Raw genomic sequence first — 23,030 nt, forward strand, 5'->3', positions numbered from 1 at the left:
GCGGGGTGCCCAGGGACCGACTGCTGCTGGGGCAGCAATGCGCTGTGCTCTGTTGCTGAGCCAGCAGCAGCGCCTGTGCAAAGCTGCTGGCAGGTCAGCAATGGTCAGCGGGCGATTTTCAGGCTCGTCGCTGCAGGCCCCGTAATCCGGGGCTTTGCGCGGTTGGCACGGGCGCTGCAATGGGCTTGGCAACTGTCTTGCCCAACCCGCTGGAGCTGCCCATGACGCTTGCTGCCCAAATTACCCAACCGCTTGTCGAAGCTGAACTCGAGCGGATCTGGTTCACCCGCTGCCCGGTGCCGACCGCTTCCGGCATCGCCTACAAACTCGGCTGGCTGGCGGACGAATTCGCCGCCGATGGCCTGCCGGTCTCGACCCTGCAGGAGGCTCGGCAACTGGGTCACCACCATTACGATCACCAACTGCCCGGGCTGTTTCGCGAGGGCGGTAATGTACCGGCGCTCGCAGCCCGCGCCGCCGGTGCGCCGAGCCGTTTGATCGGCCTGACCTGGATCGAGGAATGGCAAACCATTCTCGTGCGTCCGGACTCCGGCATCCGCAGCGCCGCCGACCTGAAAGGCAAGCGCCTGGCCCTGCCGGCCTGGGGCGACAGCCGTCCGGGGAGCATCGCTCGAGCCATGAGCCTGCACGGCTACAAGGGCGCGTTGAGCCTGGCCGGGCTGGGTTTCGACGACGTGCAACTGGTGGAAGTGGCGTTGCAGGACCAGCAGGCGGCGAATAATCCCAACGAAGGTTTGCAGCGCCTGTGGTCTGGCCTGGATTACCTGGTGCGTGGCGAAGTCGATGCGGTCTACGTCAAGGGCGCCTCCGCCGCCGACGCCGCGCGACGCCTGGGCCTGGTGGTGGGCATCGACCTGGACCTGATCGAAGACCCGCGCTATCGGGTCAATAACGGCACGCCGCGACCGATCACCGTGCACCAGAGCCTGCTCGACAATCACTTCGATCTGGTGGTGCGCTTCCTCGCGCAAACCCTCGGTGCCGCTGATTGGGCCGCGAACAACCGTGAGGCGCTGAACCAGATCCTCGAAGAAGAAACCCGCGCCGGCAGCGCCGGTGTCGCCGAGGCCTATCGCGGCGATTTCCATACCACCCTGGCGCCGGACCTGTCGACACAGCGCCTGGAATTCCTCGGCATCCAGAAAGATTTCCTCTACCTGCACGGCTTCCTCGAAGGCGATTTCAACATCGCCGACTGGGTCGACCCGCGCCCACTGCAAGCCGCCCATGAACTGTTGGCCAAGCGCCGCGCCTGAACCTGGAGAATCCCCATGACTGTGCTTATCCACGAACAATTGATCAGCGAGCAACTGCAAGCCTTCATCGACCAGGTGCTGCTGGAGGCCGAAGAGGCGTTCACGGTGTTCCGCGAAACCAACACCATCACCGCCAACGGCACGGTGGGCTTTATCGAGCGAGTGCCGGGTGAGGAACTGCTGGTATCGGTCAACTACGGCGGCCCGTGGAACTACCGCAAGCCGCTGCAGGCGACCGTCACCGACTTCGCCGGCAAGGTGATCTACGGCAAGGGCAAGGGTGGTTTGGGGCGTTACACCAAGCTGTTCCAGACCCATCCGGATATCACCACGGTGTCCCACGTGCATTCGCCGTACCTCGGCGCCTGGGCCCAGACCCACCGCACGCTGCCATTCCACTACGTGCCGGTGCAGCGTTACCAGTTGGCCCGCGAGCTGCCGGTGTACATCGACCGACGCCAGGCGGAAGTCGATTTCATCCTCGACAAGATCGCCGAAAACCCGTTCAACCTGGCGATCCTCGAAGCCAACGGCGGCTCCACGGTGTGGGGCAAGCAGGGGCTGCGGGCCACTGCGGAATTCATCCTGTTGCTGGAGGAGGGCGCCCAATTGCAGTTGCTGGCGGATGCCCTGGGTGGCTCGCGAGCCTATGGACCGGGGGTGCTGACGCAGCAGTGGAAGATGAGTGGGTTGTTCGAAAAGGCCACGGAGTTGGGCTTGGTGCCGGCGATTGATCGGCGGACGCCATGACCCCGTAGGAGCCGGTTTGCCGGCGAAGGCGTCGGATCTGGCGATGCATGGCTTGGGATTGTCTTCGCTGGCAAGCCAGCTCCTACACAGGCCTGCGGATGCATTGGATGTTTTGACTGACCCGTAACCCCGTAGGAGCCGGCTTGCCGGCGAAGGCGGCGGATCTGGCGATGCATGGCTTGGGATTGTCTTCGCTGGCAAGCCCGCTCCTACACAGGCTTGCGGATGCATTGGATGTTTTGACTGACCCGTAACCCTGTAGGAGCCGGCTTGCCGGCGAAGGCGGCGGATCTGGCGATGCATGGCTTGGGACTGTCTTCGCTGGCAAGCCCGCTCCTACACAGGCTTGCGGATGCATTGGATGTTTTGACTGACCCGTAACCCTGTAGGAGCCGGCTTGCCGGCGAAGGCGGTGGATCTGGCGATGCATGGCTTGGGATTGTCTTCGCTGGCAAGCCAGCTCCTACACAGGCTTGCGGATGCATTGGATGTTTTGACTGACCCGTAACCCCGTAGGAGCCGGCTTGCCGACGAAGGCGGTGGGTCTGGCGCACCGAGGTGGCAGGTTCGCTGCGATGCGGCGTCCCGACAAGCCAGCGCCTACATGAATTTTTTGAACAAGGAACCCACCCCATGGCAGTAAAGATTCTCTGGTACCTCACCACCCCCGACGGCCCTTATCCGTGGGAGCCCGAGGGCCGATGGAAAACCGATTTCGAGCACCTCAAGCAACTCGCCGTGGCCAGTGATCGCCTCGGCTATTACGGTTCGCTGCTGGGCTCCAGTCCCAACGAAAGCCTGGCGGTGTCTGCCGCGTTGATCGACGCCACCCAGCGCCTGCGCTTCCTGGTGGCGCAGCATCCGGGCGAGTTGTCGCCGGCGGTGTTGGCCAAGTGGGCGCTGACCTTCGACCAGTTTTCCAATGGCCGCCTGCTGTTCAACGTGGTCAACGGCAACGACGCGGGCCTCGCGACCCTGGGCGTGCACTACCCCCACGACGAGCGCTACGACTTCAGCCTCGAATACTGGCGCGCGTTCCAGGGTTTCTACGCCGGCGAAACTGCCGGCTACGACGGCCAATACGTCAAGCTCGCCCCCCGCTCGCCGGCTGCCGCGCAGCATCCACTGGGTGGCTGGCATCCGCCCAAACAGAAGCCCGGTATCCCGTTGTGGGGCGCCGGCACCTCCGGCCCAGGCGTGGCCCATTCGGTGCAACTGCTCGACGTCTACCTGAGCTTCGCCAACACCCCGCCGAAACTTGGCGAAAAATTCCGCAAGGTGGCTGCCGAAGCGGCGAAGATCGGCCGCGAGCTGACCTTCGGCACCCGTCTGCAGATCATCGTCCGCGAGACCGAGGAAGAGGCCTGGGCCCACGCCGAAAAACTCCTCCAGCGTACCTCGCTGCAGACCGCGCGCGCCGCCATCGAACGCCAGTTGCCGCCCGGCGAGACCTTCGACAGCTACCAGAGCGACGACCCGCAAACCCAGCGCAACCTCGACACCGTGCGCGCCGGACGTCTGCCCAAGGCCCGCGACCTGGAGATCTACCCCAACGTCTGGCTCGGCCCGAGCCTGTTCGGCTTCAACCTGCTGGGCCCCGCAGCCGGCACCTACCTGGTGGGCAGCGCCGAGCAGGTCGCCGAGCGCATTCGTGAGTACGAAGCTGAAGGCACCTCGGCGTTCATCCTCTCCGGTTTCCCATTGATCGACGAAGCCCATCGGGTCGCCGACCTGCTGTTCCCGTTGCTCGACCTCGACCACGGCTTCGATGTGCCGCGCCTGGGCGTCAGCGCGCAGCCGGCCCAGCGCCTCCGCGAACAGGCATAAGGACAGACGCGATGAGTGATGAATTTTCCCGCCGGGTGTTTCTCGGCAACAGCCTGGCGGTCGGCGGTGGCCTGCTGCTGGGTGGCAGCCTGCTCAGCGGCTGCGATGAGCGCGTCAGCGAGGCCCGGGTGCAATCAAGCACGCCGGCCTATGGCGGGCGCTTGCGCGTCGGCATTATCGACGGCGATCAGTCGGGCAACCTCGACGCGCACAAGCCGGTGGGCGGCGGGATCATTCGTGGCTGGGCGCTGTACAGCAAGTTCTGGGAGTGGAATGGCGACGTCAGCACGCGCCTGGCCCTCGCTGAATTCGCCGAGCCGAATGCCGACGCCAGCGCCTGGACCATCCGCATCAAACCGGGACTGGAGTTTCACCACGGCAAAAGCATCGGCGCCGACGACATGCTGTTTTCAATCCTGCGCCTGACCGATCCGAAACTGGCTTCGCCCTTTGCCGGGCTGGTCGGGGCTATCGACCGCAACGCCTTGCGCAAGCTCGATCCGCGCACCATCGAGATCCGCTTCAAGGAAGGGCAGAGCTTTTTCCCGCTGGACGAAACCCTGATCAGCTTCGGTGGGATAGTGCCCACCGACTACCACCCGATCAGCAATCCGGTGGGCGCCGGGCCCTACAAGCTCAAGAGTTTCATCCCCGGCCAGCGCTCGCTCTACAGCCGCTTCGAGAACTACTACAAGCCCAATCAGCCCTACGCCGATGAGTTGGAAATCATCGAATTCAAGGACCAGGTCTCGCGTTCGGCGGCCTTGCGCGCCGGGCAGATCGACGTCGCCAGCGGGGTCCAGGCCGAACACAGCGCGCTGCTCAAGGCCGACTCGCGGCTCCAGCTGTACGTGTCGCCGAGTACCTCGTTCACCGGCTTTAACCTGAACCTGGCCAAGGCGCCGTTCCAGGACGTGCGGGTGCGCCAGGCGTTCCGCCTGCTGGCGGATCGGCAGGAGCTGGTGGGCCGTGGCCTGAATGGTTTCGGCCGGGTCGCCAACGACCTGTACTCGCCCCACGACCCGACCTACAACCACGAAATTGCCCAGCGCCCCTACGACCTGGAGCAGGCGCGTTCGCTGTTGCGCCAGGCCGGCCAGGACGACCTGCGGGTCGAGCTGACCACCACACCGGGGCCGGGCGTCAACGCCGCGCTGGTGTTCGCCCAGCAGGCCAAGAAAGCCGGTGTGGAGATCAAGGTGACTCAGGTCGACGGCTCGGTGTTCAACGGCCCGCAGCGGGAAAACTGGCTGTTGTCGCCGGGCTCGACCCCGGCGCGCGGTTTCCTCGCTTCGGCCCTGCACAACGACGCGCCGCAGGCGATCTACAACCGCAGCAATTTCCACGACGAGCGCTTCAGCGCCCTGTACACCCAGGCCCTGGCCCAGCCCGATCTGGCTCAGCGCAAGCTGCTGGTGCATGAAGCCCAACGCATCCAGCACGAGCGTGGCGGGCTGTTGATCTGGGGCTTCAACGACGTGCTCGATGCTGCCTCGACCCGGGTCGGTGGCCTGACGCCCGAGCAAACCACCTTCGCCTCCTGGCGCTTCGACGAGCTGTGGTTGAACCATGCCTGAATCCTGCAAACCGCCACGTACTCCGGCCTGGCTGGCCTGGTTCATTGGCCGCCTCGGCTACGGCCTGCTGACCGCCTGGGTGATCAGTCTGGTGGTGTTTATCGCCACCCAGGCGCTGCCCTCCGACCCGGCACGGGTGATCCTCGGCCCGGATGCGCCGCTGGAAAGCATCCTCACCCTGCAACGTCAGTTGGGGCTGGATCGACCGATCCTCGAGCAATACCTGCGCTGGCTTGGCCAGGCCTTGAGTGGCGAACTGGGGGTGTCGCTGGACTCCAACGCGCCGGTCGGCAGCCTGCTGTTCGGGCGCTTCGGCTACACCCTGGCGCTGTTGGCCGGCGTGATCGCCGTCGTCGTACCGCTGGCGTTGCTGCTGGGGGTGACCCTGGCCCTGCGCCGCGACAGTCGCCTCGACCGCGGGTGCCTGTCGTTGCTGATTTTCCTCAAGGCCACCCCGGGTTTTCTCCTCGCCATTGGGCTGGTGCTGCTGTTTTCCATGCCGCACATGGACGTATTGCCGGCGGTCTCGCTGATCGACCCGGACACCTCAGTCTGGCGCCAGTTGCAGTTCCTCGTGCTGCCGATATTGGCCCTGAGCCTGTCGGCGCTGCCGTACCTGACGCGCATGGTGCGGGCGGCGATGATCGAGGCGCTGGAGTCGGACTACGTGATCGCCGCCCGGCTACGCGGGATTGCCGAGTGGCGCATCGTCTGGCGCCACACCTTGCCCAATGCCCTGGTGCCGGCTATCCAGGGCGTGGCCCTGACCCTGCGCACGATGATCGGCGGGGCGCTGCTGGCGGAGGTGATCTTCAGCTATCCGGGGATCGGCACCGCGCTCAATTCGGCGATCCAGATGCGCGACCTGCCGATGATCCAGGCCATCGTGCTGGTCATCACCCTCGGTGTGGTGCTGATCAATCTGCTGGCCGACCTGCTGACCGTATTGCTCACGCCAAAACTGCGCACCGCGCGGCGCGTGACCATGATCCAGCGCAACCGCCGGGGCATCCTGCCCTGGTGGCGACGCTCCACCCCCAAGGCTCCGTGAGAGGTGCTGCATGCGTGATTTATCCGCCACTCGCTGGCCCTGGCTGGCACAAGCACAAACCCGCAAGGGCGCCTGGATCACCGCGCTGGTGATAACCCTGGCGCTGTTCGGCCCGTGGCTGGCGCCCCATGCGCCGACCGACATGCTGGGCATGGTCTACGGCGCGCCCAGCGGTGCCGCCTGGCTGGGCTACGACTTTCTCGGCCACGACGTGGTCTCGCGTTTGCTCAGCGGCGGCGTGTCGGTGTTGTGGATGTCCGTGGCGGCGGCCGCCATTGCCTTGCTGGTGGGCGGCACCCTGGGGTTGCTCGCGGGGTTTTCCCGGCGTCGACTGGATCAGTTGATCACCTGGCTGGCGGATGTCTCGCTGGCGTTTCCCGACCTGATCCTGGTGCTGCTGATTGTCTCGATGCTCGGCCGCGCGCCGTGGCTGATCGTGCTGACGGTGGCGATCGCCTTTACGCCGGGCGTGATTCGTCTGGCCCGGGGCAGTGCGGTAGCGGTGGCCGGCCAGGAGTTCGTCGAGGCGGCGCAGATGATGGGTTATTCGCGACCGCGGATTCTGTTTCGCGAGATCCTGCCGAACATCCTCACGCCCTTGCTGGTGCACTTCGGCAACATGCTCACCTGGGCGGTGGGCATGCTCTCGGGCCTGAGTTTCCTCGGCTACGGGGTGGCGCCGCCGACCGCCGACTGGGGCCTGATGATCAATGAAAACCAGGCCGGCCTGCTGGTCCAGCCCTGGGCCGTGTTGGCCCCGGCGCTGCTGATCGGGATCTTTGCCTATGGCACCAATATTCTCGCTGAAGGCATTGGCCGCAGCAGTTCACGGATTGGAGAGAAGCAGCCATGAATGCGCTCGCAGGTTTGCCAGGGCACAGCCGTGTCGATACCCAGGTGCTGCAGGTCACCGATCTGCGGGTCGAGTTGCCGGGGCAGGTGGATGTGCTGTCCGGGGTGTCGTTCAGTGTCGCGGCCGGGGAGATCCTGGGGCTGGTGGGCGAGTCGGGCTCCGGCAAGACCACCCTGGCCACGGCGTTGCTGGCCCATGCCCGCAGCGGTGCACGGATTGTCCAGGGGCGGGTCGAGGTGGCGGGGCAGCCGTTGCTGGAACTGCAGGGCGAAGACTTGCGTCATGCGCGGGGCAGTTTGATCGGCTATGTGGCGCAGGATCCGGCGACGGCGTTGAACCCGGCGCTGCGGATTGGCGCGTTGTTGCGCGAGACCCTGGCGGCGCATCAGGCAGGGAACACCAGAAATTCCAAACCCGACGCAAATCCCCGTAGGAGCTGGCTTGCCAGCGATGCAGGCACCACCAATCGAATTGCCGAAACCCTCCACGACGTCGGCCTACCCACCGACCGCGACTTCCTCCGCCGCTTCCCCCATCAACTCTCCGGCGGCCAGCAGCAACGGGTGATGCTCGCGCTGGCCTTCGTCCTGCGGCCACGGCTGATCGTGCTCGACGAGCCGACCACCGCGCTCGACGTGACCACCCAGGCGCACATCCTCGCCACCTTGCGCCGCCTGTGCAAAAGCCAGGGGGTGGCGGCGGTGTACGTGTCCCATGATCTGGCGGTGATCAAGGATCTGGTGGATCGGGTGCTGGTGATGTACGCCGGGCGGATCGTCGAATCGGCGTCCCGCGAGGCGCTGTTCAGTCGTCCGGCCCATCCCTATACCCGCGGTTTGCTGGCGGCGATCCCGGATGTGGCGCAACGCCGCGAATTGCGGGCAATCGGCGGCCACGCCCCGGCCCCGGGCCAGCGTCCGCATGGCTGTGGTTTTGCGCCACGCTGCACACGGCGTAGTGTCGCTTGCTCGGCGACGGAACCGGCCCTACAGGAATTGGCGCCGGGGCAGCAGGTGGCGTGCCTGGAGCCCCATCGCCAGGCGTTGCAGTTGATCCCGGCGGCGCCATCGCGGCAGGTCGACGAAGTGGAGGAGCGTCCGGCCTTGCTCGAAGTCATCGACCTGAACGTGGCCTACGATCGCCAGGTGCTGTTCGACGTGTCGCTGCGCGTGGCGCCGGGGCAGTGCCTGGCCTTGGTCGGCGAGTCGGGCTCGGGCAAGACCAGCCTGGCGCGGGCGGTGGCGGGGCTGGGGGAGAACGCCGAGGGGCAACTGCGCTATGCCGGGCAGCCGTTGAGCCTGAGTGCACGCCAGCGCGAGGCGGGGCTGCGGCATCAGATCCAGTACATTTTCCAGAACCCTTACCGGGCGTTGAATCCGCGGCAGACGGTATTGCAGACCTTGAGCGGGCCCTTGGAACATTTCTTCGGGATCAAGGGCGCCGAGGCGCGGCGGCGGGTAGAGGCGGTGCTGCAACGGGTGTCGCTGCCGGCTTCGGTGGCTGATGCGTATCCCCATAGTCTGTCGGGGGGCGAACGGCAGCGGGTGGCGATTGCCCGTGCGCTGATCTGCGAGCCACGGCTGCTGATCTGCGACGAAATCACCTCGGCGCTGGACGTCTCGGTCCAGGCCTCGATCCTTGCCTTGCTGCGCCAGTTGCAGGACGAGGGATTGACCCTGTTGTTCGTCACCCACGACCTGGGCGTGGTCCGCGCCATCGCCGATCAGGTGCTGGTGCTCAAACAGGGGCGGGTGGTGGAGCAGGGGGCGGTGGATGGGGTGCTGGATCAGCCGCAGGCGGGGTATACGCGCACGTTGCTCGAGCATTCGCCGACGTTGATGGGGGGGGTGTAGGCGCCGATGTGGAGACATTCAGTCAGAATTTTTTGATCCAGGGTTTTTTACTGAAACTAACCTTTGCTCTTCACTCCTGATACTGGAGGGCAAAGGAATGCCCGCTCACCTACATGGCCGTCGCCTGCGTTCCGGCCGATTTTCACAATCCGGTCAGGTCTACCTGCTCACCGCCGTGACTCAAGGCCGTGACCCCTTGTTTGCTGATTGGCGGGTGGGCCGTCTGTTGGTTACCCAGTTCCGCCAGGCGCAGCTTGAGCAAAGGGCCGACCCCCTGGCCTGGGTGGTAATGCCGGATCATTTCCATTGGTTGGTCGAGCTGCAAGACAGCACTCTGGCGAAGCTGATGCTTGCGACAAAATCCCGCAGTGCGCGGGCCATCAATGTTCACTTCGGGCGCTCAGGACAACGTTGGCAAAAAGGCTTCCATGATCGTGCCATTCGTCGCGAGGAAGACCTGTTGACGGCGGCCCGCTACGTAGTCGCCAACCCGCTGCGCGCCGGGCTGGTCAGGCGGGTAGGGGATTATCCGCTGTGGGATGCCGTTTGGGTGTGAGGCAGTGTATCGGTTGTGCTGCGGGGACGGACGATGGATGTACGACGCACGACCCCGTAGGAGCCGGCTTGCCGGCGAAGGCGTTGGTTGTGGCGATGTATGGTTGGGGATTGCTTTCGCTGGCAAGCCAGCTCCTACGGGGTTTGTGGGCGCCCGGATGTTGTGACCGAACCATAATTGTAGGAGCCGGCTTGCCGGCGAAGGCGTCGGTTGTGGTGCTGTATGGGTGGGGATTGCTTTCGCTGGCAAGCCAGCTCCTACAGGTTTGTGGACGCCCGGATGTTGTGACCGAACCATAATCTTGTAGGAGCCGGCTTGCCGGCGAAGGCGTTGGTTGTGGTGCTGTATGGGTGGGGATTGCTTTCGCTGGCAAGCCAGCTCCTACAGGTTTGTGGGCGCCCGGATGTTGTGACCGAACCATAATCTTGTAGGAGCCGGCTTGCCGGCGAAGGCGTCGGTTGTGGCGATGTATGGGTGGGGATTGCTTTCGCTGGCAAGCCAGCTCCTACGGGGTTTGTGGGCGCCCGGATGTTGTGATCGAACCATAATCTTGTAGGAGCCGGCTTGCCGGCGAAGGCGTTGGTTGTGGCGATGTATGGTTGGGGATTGCTTCGCTGGCAAGCCAGCTCCTACGGACTTTCAGCTCCCGCGGCTAATTACCCTCAAACCTTGCCCCGCGCTTCTCGATAAACGCCTGCATCCCCTCTTTCTGATCCCGCGAAGCAAATAACAGCGCATTGGCCTTGCGCTCCAGGGCCAATCCGGTTTCCAGCGGCGCATCCATGCCGGCGAGGATCACCTCCTTGATCTGCTCGGCCGCCAACGCCGGCATTGCCGCGATCACCCGCGCCAACTCCAGCGCATGCGCTTGCACCTGATCATCGTCCACCAAATCGCTGACCAACCCGGCCACCCACGCCTCTTCAGCGCTGATCGGCTGCCCGGTCAGCGCCATGCGCATCGCCTTGACCTTGCCCACGGCACGCACCAGGCGTTGGGTGCCGCCGATGCCGGGCATGATGCCGATGCGGATTTCCGGTTGGCAGAAGCGCGCGCTGCGCCCGGCGACGATCAGGTCGGCGTGCATCGCCAGTTCGCAGCCGCCGCCATAGGCATAGCCGCAGACCGCCGCGATCACCGGTTTCGGACAGTGCTGGATCGGCCCCCAGACCCGTTCGGTGTGGCGCTTGTAGATATCGATGGCGCCCACACCGGCCATGCTGTTGATGTCGCCCCCGGCGGCGAACACCTGGTCGCCACCGGTGAGCACGATGCAACGCACCTGCGGATCGAGCGCCAGCTCGCTGAAATGCTGTGAGAGCAACGCCTGCAATTCCAGGCTCAGGGCGTTGGTCGCCTGGGGCCGATTGAGGCGTAGTAAAGCCACGCCGGGCAGGGGGTGTTCCAGCAGGACCGGTGCAGCGGAGACGTCGGACATGGGCAGCCTCTTAAGCCTGAAAAGCCGTAAATGGTCGCCAGTGTCCGGTTCGCGAGGGCGAAATTTCATCGTCCGTTCAGACGTAGTTTGGCCTGCTGTTCCTCCCTAGAGTGAGCCTTGTCAGTAGAAAAGGAGCACATGATGGAGCTGCACTCGGGTCTTGATTACAGCGCCAAGGTGATACTCATCACCGGTGGCACCAAAGGCATCGGCGCCGGTATCGCGCTGGGGTTCCTGGCGGCGAACGCCCGGGTGATCGTCTGTGCTCGGCGTGAGCCTGAGCAGCTGCCAAGCGTCGGCGACAAGCGCGCCACCTTCATCGCCGCGGATGTGCGCGACGCTGATTCGCTGCAGCGTTTGTTCGCCACCATCGAACGTGATTTCGGTCGCCTCGACGTGGTGATCAACAATGCTGGCGGCAGTCCGGCCGCCGATGCGGCCACCGCCTCGCCGCGCTTTCACGAAAGCATTATCAATCTGAACCTGATCGCCCCGTTCAACGTCGCCCAGCACGCCAACCGCCTGATGCAGGCCCAGGTGCAGGGCGGTTGCATCCTGTTCATCGGCAGCATCAGTGCACTGCGTTCATCGCCCGGCACCGCTGCCTATGGCGCGGCCAAGGCCGGGGTACTGGCGCTGGTGCAGTCGCTGGCGGTGGAGTGGGGGCCCAAGGTTCGGGTGGTCACGGTCAGTCCCGGGCTGGTGCTGACCGAACAGGCCCATCTGCACTACGGCACCGAAGCCGGGATTGCCGCTGTTGCCGCCGGGATTCCGGCAGCGCGCATGGCAGTGGCCGAAGACATCGCCAACGCCTGCCTGTACCTCGCATCGCCCCTGGCCAGTTACGCCAGCGGCTGCAACCTGCTGCTGCATGGTGGCGGTGAACGTCCGGCATTCCTCGGCGCCGCGCAAGTCTTGCCGACCTGATCGACCTACTGCGGCGACCGGGTTCCGGCGCCGCCTTCATTCTGAAGGAGACGACTTTGGCTGATCCACAATTGCTATCCAATGTGCGCGCCCTGGTGGGCCGCCAGTACGGCCGCGTGTACGCCTGGGACGAAATCAATGCGCCGATGATTCGCCAGTGGTGCGAAGTCATGGGCATCGACAACCCGCTGTACACCGACCCGCAGTTTGCCCTCGGCACCGCGCATGAAGGCCTGATTGCCCCGCCGGCGATGCTCCAGGTGTGGACCATGGAAGGCCTGCACGCCAACAACTATCCGCCTGGCTCCACCGACGAGAACCCCTACGAGGTGCTCAAGGAAATGGAAGCCTACGACTACAGCTCCACGGTGGCGGTCAACTCCGAACTGAGCTTCACCCGTCCGGTGCGCCTCGGCGAAAAGCTCTACTACACCACGCGCCTGGATGCGGTCAGCGACGAGAAAACCACCGCCCTCGGCACCGGTTTCTTCGTCACCCTGGTGATGAGCCACTTTGTCGAAAAGGCCAGCGGTGACGAGCCGGTCGGTGAGCTGCTGTTCCGCGTGTTCAAGTTCCGTCCGGCCAATGCCCAGCCTCCGGTCAAGGCCGACGCCGCACCAATCAAACCCAAGCGCCCGCTGCCGGGGATCAGCGATGACACGCGGTTCTTCTGGGAAGGCTGCGCCCAGGGTCAGTTGCTGATCCAGCGTTGCACGGCATGCCAGACCCTGCGCCACCCACCGGCCCCGGTGTGCATCGAGTGCCACAGCTTCGACTGGGACACCGTGCAAGCCAGCGGCCAGGCGACCCTGTATTCCTTCGTGGTGATGCATTACCCGGAGGTGCCGCCGTTCGACTATCCGAATCCGATCGGCCTGATCGAACTGGCCGAGGGCGTGCGCCTGATCGCCGGGCTGGTAGGCATCGAGCGCGAAGCGTTGAAGATCGGCCAGCGCCTGCAGGTCGAGTTCCAGACCTTCGATGACCAGCAGTCCCTGCCGCTGTTCCGGCCGGTAGAGGCATAGGAGCCCCCATGGATTTCGAATTGAGCGAAGACCAGCGCGCCATTGCCGAAATGGCCGACGGACTGTTTGTCGACCACTGCCATGACGACTACATGCGCCAGTGGGATGTCAGTGGCGAGCCGATGATGGCGCCGCTCTGGGCGTTGTGCATCGAGACCGGCCTGCAGGCCCTGGCCATTCCCGAGGAACACGGCGGCAGCGGCCTGGGCATGACCGAGCTGATGCTGGTGCTGCAGGCCCAGGGCAAGGCCCTGGCCCAGGTGCCGTTGTGGCGGCATCAACTCGCCGCGGCGACCCTGGCGCGTTTTGCCGCCAGCGAGCATGCCGACTGGATATCCCGGGCGGCATCCGGCGTAGCGCTGCTGAGCCTGTCCCTCGACGGTTTGAACAACGCCCTGGGCATCGAGTTGCAGGCGCAACCGACGGCAGAGGGTTGGACACTCAGTGGCCGAGTCGCGGCCCTGTCTTTGGGCGATCAGGCCGCAGCGGCGCTGCTGCTGGTGCAGGCCGAAGGGCAGCCACGGCTGGTCCTGGTCGACCTCTCGGCGCCGCAGATCAAACGGATTCCGGCGGTGTTGACCCATGGCGAGGCGGTCACCGACCTGCACATCGACGGGCTGACGGTGGACAGCGCAGCGTTGCTGCCAAGCGATGCGGTGGCCTGGCTGGAGCTGCGCAGTGTCGCGGCGTTGGCCGCCCTGCAACTGGGCAGCAGTGAAGAGCAGATCCGCCGCACCGTGGCCTATGTCAGCGAGCGCCGGCAGTTCGAGCGCAGCATCGGCAGCTTCCAGGCGGTGCAGATGACCATGGCCGACACCCATATCGCCGTCGAAGCCTTGCGCACCGCCTTGTGGCAGCTGGCCTACCGCATCGACGCCGACCTGCCGGCGCCGAGCGAAGCCTTGGCCACCGCCTGGCTGGCCTGTGAAGCCGGGCACCGGATCGGCCATGCCGCGCAGCATGTGCATGGCGGCATCGGCGTTGACCTGACCTATCCGATTCACCGTTTTCTCTACTGGAGCCGCGGCCTGAGCCTCGCCTTGGGCGGTTCGGCGGCAAACCTGGAACGCCTCGGCGACTGGCTCAACGATAACGACAAGCTGGGATGGAAATATGACCTCCAAGAACACCAAGCGCTTTGAAGACGTGCGCCCCGGCGAAACCCTGCCGGAACTGGCGGTGCCGATTACCGTGACCCTGATCAACGGCGGCGCGATCGCCACCCGCGACTACTTCCCCGGCCACCACGACGCCCAGGCGGCGCGGGAACTGGGCTCGCCGCACATCTTCATGAACATCCTCACCACCAACGGCCTGGTGCAGCGGTTCGTCGAGCAGTGGGCTGGTCCGCTGGCGCAGTTCACCGCGCTGAAAATCAAGCTTGGCGCACCGAATTACCCCGGCGACTGCATGACCTTCAGTGGCAGCGTCAGTGCTGTCGATGCGCAGACTCGCTCGGTGGAAATCACCTTGAGCGGCAAAAATTCCATGGGCAACCACGTGACCGGCACGGTCGCGCTGGTCCTGCCCTGATAGCCGGAGACACACAGATGACTGATTCATCGATTTCCGGGCGTGCCGCGATCGTTGGTCTGGGCGCGACCGAATTTTCCAAGAACTCCGGGCGCACCGAGTTGCGCCTGGCCATGGAGGCGACCCTGAGTGCGCTCAAGGACGCCGGCATCGACCCGAGCGAGGTCGAGGGCTTCAGTTCCTATTCGGTGGACAAGGTCCCGGAATACGAGATCGCCCGCCTGCTGGGCTGCAAGGACGTGAAGTTTTTCTCCCAGGTGCCCCATGGCGGTGGCGCGGCTTGCGGGCCGGTGATGCACGCGGCAATGGCCGTGGCCACAGGCGTGGCCAAGGTTGTCGTGGTGTATCGGGCGATGAACGAGCGTTCCTGGTATCGCTTCGGCACCGGCAGCTACGGTTTTGCCTCGACGCCGACCTTCGACAACGTCAACTACGGCTGGTACATGCCCCACGGCTTCCACACGCCGGCGGCCTGGGTCGGGATGTTCGCCCAGCGCTATATGCACACCTATGGCGCCACCAGCGAAGACTTCGGCCGAGTGGCGGTGGCGGCGCGGGATTTTGCCGCGACCAACCCCCAGGCGTTCTTCCACGGCAAGCCGATCACCCTCGAAGAGCACCAGGCCTCGCGCTGGATCTGCGAGCCGCTGCACCTGCTCGATTGCTGCCAGGAGTCCGACGGCGCGGTGGCCATGGTCATCACCTCGGCCGAGCGTGCCCGTGACCTGCGTCAGAAACCGGTGACCATCAAGGCCGGCTCCCAGGGCATCAGCCATGGCCAGCAGAGCATGACCTCGTTCTACCGCGATGACATCACCGGGCTGCCAGAAATGGGCGTGGTCGCCCGCGAGCTGTATCGCCAGTCGGGCCTCGGTCCTGAAGCGTTCCAGACCGCGGTGATCTACGACCACTTCACCCCGTTCGTGCTGCCGCAACTGGAAGAGTTCGGCTTCGTCAAGCGCGGCGAGGCCAAGGAATTCATCCGCGCCGGGCACCACGCCCGTGGCGGCAAGCTGCCGATCAACACCCACGGCGGGCAACTGGGCGAGGCCTATATCCACGGCATGAACGGCATCGCCGAGGCGGTGCGCCAGGTGCGTGGCACGGCGGTCAACCAGGTGGCGGATGTGCAGAACGTGCTGGTCACCGCCGGCACCGGCGTGCCCACCAGCGGCCTGATTCTCGGCGCAGCCTAAGGAGCAGCAGATGTTCGTTGACCTCACTCCCGAACAACACGCCCTGCGCCACAAGGTGCGGGACTATTTCCAGGCCCTGATGACCCCGGACATGCGCGACCAGCTGCGCGGCAAGGAAGGCGGCGAGCTGTTCCGCCAGACCATCCGCCAGATGGGGCGTGACGGCTGGCTGGCGGTGGGTTGGCCGAAGGCCCACGGCGGCCAGGGTTTCGCCGCTACCGAGCAGTTGATCTTCTTCGAAGAAGCGAACATCGCCGGCGCGCCGTTGCCATTTGTCACCATCAGCACCGTCGGCCCGTCCTTGATGACCCATGGCAGCGCGTTGCAGAAGGAACGCTTCCTGCCGGGCATCGCCGCCGGCGAGATCATGTTTGCCATCGGCTACTCGGAACCCGGTGCCGGCAGCGACCTTGCGGTGCTGAAAACCAGCGCCCGTCAGGACGCCGACGGCTTTGTGGTCAATGGCAACAAGCTGTGGACTTCGGGCGCCGAATCCGCCGACTTCATCTGGCTGGCGGCCCGTACCGACCCCGAGCAGGCGCGGCACAAGGGTATTTCCCTGCTGATCGTCGACACCACCACGCCGGGCTTCTCCCACACCCTGATCCCGACCACCAGCATCCCGACCACGGCCACCTACTACGACAACGTGCGGGTGCCCAACGAGATGCTGGTGGGCGAACTGCACGGCGGCTGGAAGCTGATCACCTCGCAGCTCAATCACGAGCGCCTGGGCCTGGGCACCTGGTCGGACAAGGTGGTGGCGCTGTTCCGTCGGGTCTACCTGTGGGCCCGGGCCCGCGACGAGCAGGGACGGCGGGCGATGGACAAGGCCTGGGTGCGCAGCTCGCTGGCCGAGTGTTATGCGCGGCTGGAGGCGATGCGCCTGATCAATATGCGCATTGCGGCCGACCTCGAGCACGAGCGCATGGACGTGGCCCTGAGTTCGACCACCAAGGTGTTCGGCTCGGAGTCGGCGATCGAGATCCTGCGCAAGCTGGCGGCCATCGTTGGCGCCAATGGTTCGATGCGCAGCGGCTCGGCGGCGACCTTGCTGCAGGGCGAGCTGGAATATGAATTGCGCAGCTCGGTGACCCTGACCTTTGGCGGCGGCACGAATGAAATCCAGCGTGAGCTGATCGCCCAGTTCGGCCTCGGCATGCCACGGGCGCAGCGCTGACGCTGGTCCCAACCCAACAAAAAGAACCGTACTCGCCCTGCATCCGGGGCGAGTCGAAGGGGACATTGATGAGCACTATCGAGCAATTCCGGCACGACACCCGTGCCTGGCTGGAGGCCAACTGTCCGCAGTCGATGCGTACCGCAATGGCCGAAGGCGATGTGGTGTGGGGCAGCCAGAACCCGGAGTTTCCCAGCGCAGACGCGCAACTGTGGTTCGAGCGCATGCGTGACAAGCGCTGGTTCTGTCCCGAGTGGCCCGAGGAGTACGGCGGCGCCGGCCTGAGCGAAGAGCAACTGGCGGTGCTGGAAAGCGAGATGCGCCGGATCAAGTGTCGGCCGCCGCAAATCAACCTCGGCATCTGGATGCTCGGCCCGGTGTTGCTGGCCTACGGCAGCGAACAACAGAAACGCGACCTGCTGCCGCCCATCGCCCGTGGCGAAGTGCGCTGGTGCCAGGGCTTCTCCGAGCCCAATGCCGGCTCCGACCTGGCCAGCCTGAAAATGGCTGCGCGCGATGCCGGCGATCACTTTGTGGTGGACGGCAGCAAGATCTGGACCTCCTACGGCGACAAGTCCGACTGGATGTACGCCCTGGTGCGCACCGATTTCAGCGCGCCGAAACACGAAGGCATCAGCCTGATTGTGCTGGACATGCGCAGCCCCGGGGTGAAGCCGCAGCCGATCGATCTGATCAGCGGCAAATCGGCCTTCTGCCAGGTGTTCTTCGATGCCGTGAAAGTGCCCAAGAGCCAGTTGATCGGCCCGTTGAACGGTGGCTGGAACCTGGCCAAGTACCTGCTGCAGCACGAGCGCAAGGCGATGTCGAAGTTCGGCGAATTCAGCCTGCCGTCCCATGTCGACCTGCTGGGTTTGATGCGCGAATACGTACCGGCGCCGCAAACGCAAAGCGAGCACGCCTTGCACGCCCGGGCCACGGCCTGCGCAATGAACGAGCAGGCCTACAACCTCACCGTGCAGCGCATGGGCGAGGAAGGGCGGGCCGGTGAGGACGTCAGTGGCCTGATATCGATCATGAAGCTGGTGCACACCGAGCAGGAGCGCGACAAGTTCGAAGTGCTGCTCGATGCCATGGGCGGCTCGGCGTTCGGTTGGCACAGCGAAGCCTTCAGTGAGCAACAGCTGTCGGTGACCCGCTCCTGGTTGAACAGCTACGCGCTGACCATTTCCGGCGGCGCCTCGGAGATCCAGTTGAACGTTATCGCCAAGCGCGTGCTGGGCCTGCCCGACGCGAAGAAAGGAGCCAACCCATGAGCCTGCGTTATAGCGATGAACAGCGTTTGCTGGCCGACAGTGCCAGGGATTTTCTCGCTGCCCGTAGCCCGGTCACGGCCCAGCGTCGACTGCGTGATGAGGCCACACCTTTGGGCTTCGATCCGCAGCTGTGGCGTGACGCGGTAGAGCTGGGGTGGAGCGCGATTCCGTTCCCCGAAGCCTTGGGTGGCCTGGATTTCGGTTGCAAGGGCCTGGGGCCGATCTTCGAGGCCATGGGCCGCAACCTGGCGCCGATGCCGTTGCTCTCCAGCGTGGTCCTCGGCGGTTCGCTGGTGCACCTGGCGGGCAACGCGCAGCAACAGGCGCAGTGGCTGCAGGCGGTAATCAGTGGCGAACAGCGCCTGGCCCTGGCAGTGGACGAGCAATCCCGTCATGAGCCACGGTGGATCGCGCTGCAGGCCGTGGCCGAGGGTGATGGCTTTCGCTTGCAGGGTGACAAGGTGGCGGTGGTCGATGGCCTGGGCGCCGACGCCTATGTGGTGGCGGCACGCACATCCGGGCAGCCGGGCGACACCCAGGGCATCAGCCTGTTTCTGCTGCCGGCGGATGCGCCGGGCTTGAGCGTCAGCGCGCTGTCGTTGATCGACTCGCGCAATGTCGCACGCCTGCAGCTGGATCAGGTGCAGCTCGGCAGTCAGGCCTTGCTGGGCGAGCTGGGGCAGGGCTGGGCGGTGCTTGAATCGGCGCTGGACCGTGGCCGTGTGTGCCTCGCGGCGGAGCTGCTGGGGATGGCCGAGCAGTTGTTCGCCACCACCCTGGAATACCTCAAGACCCGCGAGCAGTTCGAGACGCGCCTGGGCAGTTTCCAGGTCCTGCAGCATCGCGCGGCGCAGATGTACGTTGATCTGGCGTTGAGTCGCAGTGCGCTGATGGCGGCGCTGGCGAGCCTCGACGACAGCGGTGTCGAGGCGCGACAGCGCGCGCGCCTGGTCAGCCTGGCGAAATGGAAAACCGGCGACACCGCGATCAAGGTCGCCAACGAAGCGGTGCAGATGCACGGCGGGATTGGCGTCACCGATGAACTGGATGTCGGCCTGTACCTCAAGCATGTGCGTGTTGCCCAGGCGTGCCTGGGGGATCGGGATTTTCATTGTGAGCGGTATGCGGCCAATGCCTGAGCCCCGGCATTGAGCATCACCCAAATCCCCTGTAGGAGCTAGCTTGCTAGCGATGGCGGAGTGTCAGGCAATGCAGATGTTGAATCTGCTGGCCTCATCGCTAGCAGGGCTAGCTCCCACAGGGATCGCTGGGGCATTCGGCATTCGCGTACGACCCAATCCCACAGCCCCTTCAGCTGTTCTGGAGACAACAACAATGAACATAGAACCCTGGCAAACCGCCTGGCGGCAGTTGATTGCCCCCGGTGCGCCATTCGAGGTGGTGACCCCTGATGATGGCGCGCCACGCTACTTCCGGCATGCCGCGCAGAACCTGCTGCAGGTGCTCGACGCCGGGCGGGTTCACGGTGACCGTGAATTCCTGGTCTGGCAAACCCAGCGCCTGACCTTCAAGCAATACTTCGACCAGGCCGACCGCCTGGCCGGGCAGATGATTGCGCAGTTCGCCATTCGACCCGGCGAGCGCGTGGCGATTGCCATGCGCAACCAGCCCGCATGGCTGGTGGCGTTCGCCGCGATCCAGCGCTGCGGCGCGGTGGCGGTGCCGCTCAACAGCTGGGGCCTGCGCGACGAATTGCAATACGCCCTGCAGGACAGCGGCTCGCGCCTGCTGCTGTGCGACCAGGCGCGTCTCGACACCCTGCGCAGTGACCTCGACCGGGAGCAGCGCGCGACCATTGTGGTCGGCGCCGCAGAAGGGCCGCTGCCGGAATACTGCCGGCGTTATGAAGCACTGATCAGTGCCCCGGCAGAGCCTCTGCCCAGTCTGCAGATCGATCCTGATTCGGCCGCATTGATCCTCTACACCTCCGGCACCACCAGCCGTGCCAAGGGCGCGGTGTCCAGCCACCGGGCGATCTGCCAGGCGCTGTTTGCCCTGGAGTTCCAGGGCGCGTTTTGCGCCATGAGCTCCCCGGAGCGCATCAGCGTGGTGATCAACAGCGGTTTCGCCCCGACCACCCTGGCCGCCGTGCCGCTGTTCCATGTCAGTGGCCTGCACGCGCAGTTTCTGTCGGCCCTGCGCGGTGGCCGGCGTTTGCTGCTGATGTACAAGTGGGACGTGGAACAGGCGCTGGACCTGGTGCGTGACGAGCGCTGCACCCAGTTCAACGGCGCGCCGGTGATGATGCAGCAGTTGCTGGCTTCACCGCGCTTCGGCACCGAGCACACCGCCAGCCTGTTCGGCCTCGGCCTGGGCGGCGGTGCCTCGTCCGCCGGGGTGCTGGACAACATGCTCAGGCTCAAGCCCGACGTGATCGGCGGCGCCGGCTATGGCCTGACCGAAAGCAACGGCATCGGTGCGGCAATCGGTGGCGATCCCTTCGTCTACAAACCGGCGACGGCGGGCTGGGCCTTGCCCATCGTGGATATTCGTATCGGAGACGATCCGCAGCAGCCGCAACCGGCTGGCACCCGAGGGCTGATCTGGCTGCGTTCGCCGACCCTGATGAGTGCCTACTGGAACCTGCCCGAGGCCAGCGCGCAAACCCTGCGTGATGGCTGGCTCGACACCGGCGATATCGGTTATCTCGACGACGAAGGCTTCCTCAGCATCACCGGGCGAGTGAAAGAACTGATCAACCGCGGTGGCGAGAAGATCTCCGCGGCGGAAATCGAGACCTGCATCCTCGACATGCACGGCGTGCTTGAAGCGGCGGCCTTCGCCATTGCCGATCCATTGCTCGGTGAGGTGGTGGGGCTGGCGGTGCATGGCCAGTCAGGCTCGCTGCCCCATGAAGAACAGATCCGCGCTTTCATCGCCACACGCCTGGCGGCCTACAAGGTGCCGGCCCAGGTCTATCGCTCCCTCGAACCCTTGCCACGCAACGCCACCGGCAAGGTGCTCAAGGCACAACTGCAGGAAAAATTGGGCGTATGACGCCTGCTTAGTCTTTCCGGACGATGTTGGGGCCGGCAGAAGGCGAACAATGGCTGCATCCCACACAGCCTTATCAGCGAAGGAGGCAATACATGAAAATAACAAGAACAGGTCTCATGCTCGCGGTCGCCGTCACAGCCAATTCCGGGCTGCTGAGCGTCGCGCACGCCGAGGTATCTGCCCAGGAAGCCGCCAAGCTGGGCAAGGAGCTGACCTGCGTCGGCGCTGAGCAGGCGGGCAACGCGGCAGGCACCATCCCGCCCTACACCGGCAAGTACCTGGGCGAGGTGCCGGGCTGGAACCATGTGAAGTATTCCGGCGACCAACCGGTGGATCCCTATGCGGCGGAAAAGCCGATCCTGGTGATCACCGCGCAGAACATGGGCCAGTATGAGGCGAACCTGACCGAGGGCCAGAAAGCGCTGCTGAAGAAGTACCCGACCAGCTACAAGATGAACATTTATCCGGGGCACCGGGATTTCCGTTACCCCGATTACGTGTGCCAGCGCGCGATGAGCAACGCGCTGCACGCCAAGCTGGTGAATGACGGCGCCGGTTTCGAAGGCCTGGGGCAGGTGCCGTTCCCGATTCCGAAGAATGGCATGGAGCTGCTGTGGAACCATCAATTGCCGGCGCGCGCCTACACCGAGGAAAAGACCACCGACCTGGCGTCGGTCCTGCCCAATGGCAGCATCGGTTGGGGCCGTGCCTACGCGCGTAACCTGTCGCAGGCCAACTCGCCAACGGTTGAACCCAGGACCGAGGGCAAGATCCAGGCGATGAGCAACAACATGACCCTCAAGCCGGCGCGCGACAACGGCACCCTGAGCATCGCCCACGAGCCGTATAACTTCGTCACCGAGTCGCGCCAGGCCTGGTCCTACAGCCCCTCGACCCGGCGTGTGCGGCAGTTGCCGGGCTACGGTTACGACCAACCGATGATCGGCACCAACGGCACCATGACCGTCGACGAGGACCGGCTGTTCAACGGCTCGCCGGAGCGTTTCAGCTGGAAGCTGATCGGCAAGCGCGAGATCTACAGCCCGGCCAACGCCTTCAAACCCAACGCCGGCACCCTGAAGTACGCCGACATCCTCACGCCTAACCACCCCAATCCCGATGTAATGCGCTACGAGCTGCGGCGGGTCTGGGTGCTGGAAGCGACCTTGAAAGAGGGCTTCCGCCACGTCTATGGCAAGCGCGTGCTGTTCATCGACGAGGACACCTGGAACTCGGTGATGGCCGACAACTACGATGCCCGTGGGCAGCTGTGGAAACACGCCATGGTCAACTATTACTACCACCCGGACATGAGCGGCTGGCAGGCTGGGTCGCAGTTCTTCATGGACCTCAACTCCGGGCAGTACACCGGCTACGGCATGTCCAACGAAGCGAAAAAAGGCCCGATCCTCAACGAAGGCAAATTCACCCCCGACCAATACACCGCCGACGCCGCGCGGGCGATCGGTCGCTAACCGCAAGCCGCAGTAAAAAGGCCTCGCCGGGTGATCGGCGAGGCCTTTTTTTTGTCGTTGTCTGGATGTCCGGGGACACGTGGTGTCTGGGCGACCATCGCGAGCAGGCTCGCTCCTACAGTGGGTCTGTGGCGTGCGCAATTTCGGGGGAATATGCAGAACCTGTAGGAGCCAGCCAGCCTGCTGGCTTGCCGGCGAAGGCGGTGTGTCTGATGTACCG

General features: G+C 64.8%; 19 protein-coding genes. 18 read left to right on the forward strand and 1 reads right to left on the reverse strand.

What is annotated here, in order from left to right; translation table 11 throughout:
* Positions 1-221: 221 nt before the first annotated feature.
* The 8 genes from ACZYR5_RS20335 (at position 222) to ACZYR5_RS20370 (ending at position 9,744) form a co-directional block, all read left to right on the forward strand.
* Positions 222-1,277 carry an ABC transporter substrate-binding protein gene (locus ACZYR5_RS20335; RefSeq protein WP_489092854.1) on the forward strand — a complete coding sequence of 352 codons (1,056 nt, stop codon included), beginning with the start codon at positions 222-224 and terminating at the stop codon, positions 1,275-1,277.
* Positions 1,278-1,292: 15 nt separating this feature from the next.
* A complete protein-coding gene (locus ACZYR5_RS20340) occupies positions 1,293-2,027 on the forward strand; it encodes a class II aldolase/adducin family protein (protein ID WP_489092855.1) in 735 nt (244 codons plus the stop codon).
* A gap of 633 nt (positions 2,028-2,660) precedes the next feature.
* Positions 2,661-3,854 carry an LLM class flavin-dependent oxidoreductase gene (locus ACZYR5_RS20345; RefSeq protein WP_489091236.1) on the forward strand — a complete coding sequence of 398 codons (1,194 nt, stop codon included), beginning with the start codon at positions 2,661-2,663 and terminating at the stop codon, positions 3,852-3,854.
* An 11-nt stretch (positions 3,855-3,865) separates the two neighbouring features.
* Positions 3,866-5,431 carry an ABC transporter substrate-binding protein gene (locus ACZYR5_RS20350; protein WP_489091237.1) on the forward strand — a complete coding sequence of 522 codons (1,566 nt, stop codon included), beginning with the start codon at positions 3,866-3,868 and terminating at the stop codon, positions 5,429-5,431.
* Positions 5,424-6,482: an ABC transporter permease gene (locus ACZYR5_RS20355; protein WP_489091238.1), complete on the forward strand. Its 1,059-nt coding sequence runs from the start codon at positions 5,424-5,426 to the stop codon at positions 6,480-6,482. The genes ACZYR5_RS20350 and ACZYR5_RS20355 overlap by 8 nt, the downstream gene beginning before the upstream one ends.
* Before the next feature lie 10 nt (positions 6,483-6,492).
* A complete protein-coding gene (locus ACZYR5_RS20360) occupies positions 6,493-7,335 on the forward strand; it encodes an ABC transporter permease (protein ID WP_489091239.1) in 843 nt (280 codons plus the stop codon).
* Positions 7,332-9,188, forward strand: coding sequence for a dipeptide ABC transporter ATP-binding protein (locus ACZYR5_RS20365; RefSeq protein ID WP_489091240.1), 1,857 nt, complete (start codon positions 7,332-7,334; stop codon positions 9,186-9,188). Before ACZYR5_RS20360 ends, ACZYR5_RS20365 begins: the two co-directional genes overlap by 4 nt.
* Before the next feature lie 97 nt (positions 9,189-9,285).
* Positions 9,286-9,744, forward strand: a complete 459-nt coding sequence (locus ACZYR5_RS20370) for an REP-associated tyrosine transposase (RefSeq protein ID WP_489091241.1) — start codon at positions 9,286-9,288, stop codon at positions 9,742-9,744.
* 652 nt (positions 9,745-10,396) lie between these two features.
* On the opposite strand, the gene ACZYR5_RS20375 is transcribed toward ACZYR5_RS20370, so the two are convergent.
* Complete coding sequence (locus tag ACZYR5_RS20375; RefSeq protein WP_489091242.1) at positions 10,397-11,182, reverse strand: enoyl-CoA hydratase; 786 nt, start codon at positions 11,180-11,182, stop codon at positions 10,397-10,399.
* 141 nt (positions 11,183-11,323) lie between these two features.
* Here ACZYR5_RS20375 and ACZYR5_RS20380 point away from each other — a divergent pair, with 141 nt between their 5' ends.
* From ACZYR5_RS20380 to ACZYR5_RS20425, 10 genes are all read left to right on the forward strand, one after another.
* On the forward strand, positions 11,324-12,109 hold the full coding sequence (locus tag ACZYR5_RS20380; protein WP_489091243.1) for an SDR family oxidoreductase: 786 nt from the start codon (positions 11,324-11,326) through the stop codon (positions 12,107-12,109).
* A 56-nt stretch (positions 12,110-12,165) separates the two neighbouring features.
* A complete protein-coding gene (locus ACZYR5_RS20385; RefSeq protein WP_489091244.1) occupies positions 12,166-13,134 on the forward strand; it encodes a bifunctional MaoC family dehydratase N-terminal/OB-fold nucleic acid binding domain-containing protein in 969 nt (322 codons plus the stop codon).
* 8 nt (positions 13,135-13,142) lie between these two features.
* The gene (locus ACZYR5_RS20390; RefSeq protein WP_489091245.1) at positions 13,143-14,276 is read left to right on the forward strand and encodes an acyl-CoA dehydrogenase family protein; all 1,134 of its coding nucleotides are present in this window, start codon (positions 13,143-13,145) and stop codon (positions 14,274-14,276) included.
* Positions 14,248-14,667 (forward strand): MaoC family dehydratase, encoded by a 420-nt coding sequence (locus ACZYR5_RS20395; protein ID WP_489091246.1) that lies wholly within the window; start codon positions 14,248-14,250, stop codon positions 14,665-14,667. The genes ACZYR5_RS20390 and ACZYR5_RS20395 overlap by 29 nt, the downstream gene beginning before the upstream one ends.
* Before the next feature lie 17 nt (positions 14,668-14,684).
* Entirely contained in the window at positions 14,685-15,863 is a 1,179-nt protein-coding gene (locus ACZYR5_RS20400) for a lipid-transfer protein (RefSeq protein WP_489091247.1), read from the forward strand.
* 10 nt (positions 15,864-15,873) lie between these two features.
* Complete coding sequence (locus ACZYR5_RS20405) at positions 15,874-17,043, forward strand: acyl-CoA dehydrogenase family protein (protein WP_489091248.1); 1,170 nt, start codon at positions 15,874-15,876, stop codon at positions 17,041-17,043.
* A 68-nt stretch (positions 17,044-17,111) separates the two neighbouring features.
* Positions 17,112-18,317 carry an acyl-CoA dehydrogenase family protein gene (locus ACZYR5_RS20410; RefSeq protein ID WP_489091249.1) on the forward strand — a complete coding sequence of 402 codons (1,206 nt, stop codon included), beginning with the start codon at positions 17,112-17,114 and terminating at the stop codon, positions 18,315-18,317.
* Positions 18,314-19,456 carry an acyl-CoA dehydrogenase family protein gene (locus ACZYR5_RS20415; protein WP_489091250.1) on the forward strand — a complete coding sequence of 381 codons (1,143 nt, stop codon included), beginning with the start codon at positions 18,314-18,316 and terminating at the stop codon, positions 19,454-19,456. Before ACZYR5_RS20410 ends, ACZYR5_RS20415 begins: the two co-directional genes overlap by 4 nt.
* A 196-nt stretch (positions 19,457-19,652) precedes the next feature.
* On the forward strand, positions 19,653-21,335 hold the full coding sequence (locus ACZYR5_RS20420; RefSeq protein ID WP_489091251.1) for a class I adenylate-forming enzyme family protein: 1,683 nt from the start codon (positions 19,653-19,655) through the stop codon (positions 21,333-21,335).
* A gap of 92 nt (positions 21,336-21,427) precedes the next feature.
* Positions 21,428-22,810 carry a DUF1329 domain-containing protein gene (locus ACZYR5_RS20425; protein WP_489091252.1) on the forward strand — a complete coding sequence of 461 codons (1,383 nt, stop codon included), beginning with the start codon at positions 21,428-21,430 and terminating at the stop codon, positions 22,808-22,810.
* The last annotated feature ends 220 nt before the right edge of the window (positions 22,811-23,030 follow it).

The sequence above is a fragment of the Pseudomonas sp. F007 genome, from assembly GCF_057814275.1.

What these genes read in the sequence shown, in the direction of transcription:
- ACZYR5_RS20415 (WP_489091250.1), top strand. Translation starts at nt 18,314, where the DNA reads ATGAGCCTGCGTTATAGCGATGAACAGCGTTTGCTGGCCGACAGTGCC.
- ACZYR5_RS20380 (WP_489091243.1), top strand. Translation starts at nt 11,324, where the DNA reads ATGGAGCTGCACTCGGGTCTTGATTACAGCGCCAAGGTGATACTCATC.
- ACZYR5_RS20395 (WP_489091246.1), top strand. Translation starts at nt 14,248, where the DNA reads ATGACCTCCAAGAACACCAAGCGCTTTGAAGACGTGCGCCCCGGCGAA.
- ACZYR5_RS20405 (WP_489091248.1), top strand. Translation starts at nt 15,874, where the DNA reads ATGTTCGTTGACCTCACTCCCGAACAACACGCCCTGCGCCACAAGGTG.
- ACZYR5_RS20370 (WP_489091241.1), top strand. Translation starts at nt 9,286, where the DNA reads ATGCCCGCTCACCTACATGGCCGTCGCCTGCGTTCCGGCCGATTTTCA.
- ACZYR5_RS20345 (WP_489091236.1), top strand. Translation starts at nt 2,661, where the DNA reads ATGGCAGTAAAGATTCTCTGGTACCTCACCACCCCCGACGGCCCTTAT.
- ACZYR5_RS20400 (WP_489091247.1), top strand. Translation starts at nt 14,685, where the DNA reads ATGACTGATTCATCGATTTCCGGGCGTGCCGCGATCGTTGGTCTGGGC.
- ACZYR5_RS20375 (WP_489091242.1), bottom strand. Translation starts at nt 11,182, where the DNA reads ATGTCCGACGTCTCCGCTGCACCGGTCCTGCTGGAACACCCCCTGCCC.
- ACZYR5_RS20425 (WP_489091252.1), top strand. Translation starts at nt 21,428, where the DNA reads ATGAAAATAACAAGAACAGGTCTCATGCTCGCGGTCGCCGTCACAGCC.
- ACZYR5_RS20335 (WP_489092854.1), top strand. Translation starts at nt 222, where the DNA reads ATGACGCTTGCTGCCCAAATTACCCAACCGCTTGTCGAAGCTGAACTC.
- ACZYR5_RS20420 (WP_489091251.1), top strand. Translation starts at nt 19,653, where the DNA reads ATGAACATAGAACCCTGGCAAACCGCCTGGCGGCAGTTGATTGCCCCC.
- ACZYR5_RS20360 (WP_489091239.1), top strand. Translation starts at nt 6,493, where the DNA reads ATGCGTGATTTATCCGCCACTCGCTGGCCCTGGCTGGCACAAGCACAA.
- ACZYR5_RS20350 (WP_489091237.1), top strand. Translation starts at nt 3,866, where the DNA reads ATGAGTGATGAATTTTCCCGCCGGGTGTTTCTCGGCAACAGCCTGGCG.
- ACZYR5_RS20355 (WP_489091238.1), top strand. Translation starts at nt 5,424, where the DNA reads ATGCCTGAATCCTGCAAACCGCCACGTACTCCGGCCTGGCTGGCCTGG.
- ACZYR5_RS20340 (WP_489092855.1), top strand. Translation starts at nt 1,293, where the DNA reads ATGACTGTGCTTATCCACGAACAATTGATCAGCGAGCAACTGCAAGCC.
- ACZYR5_RS20365 (WP_489091240.1), top strand. Translation starts at nt 7,332, where the DNA reads ATGAATGCGCTCGCAGGTTTGCCAGGGCACAGCCGTGTCGATACCCAG.
- ACZYR5_RS20410 (WP_489091249.1), top strand. Translation starts at nt 17,112, where the DNA reads ATGAGCACTATCGAGCAATTCCGGCACGACACCCGTGCCTGGCTGGAG.
- ACZYR5_RS20390 (WP_489091245.1), top strand. Translation starts at nt 13,143, where the DNA reads ATGGATTTCGAATTGAGCGAAGACCAGCGCGCCATTGCCGAAATGGCC.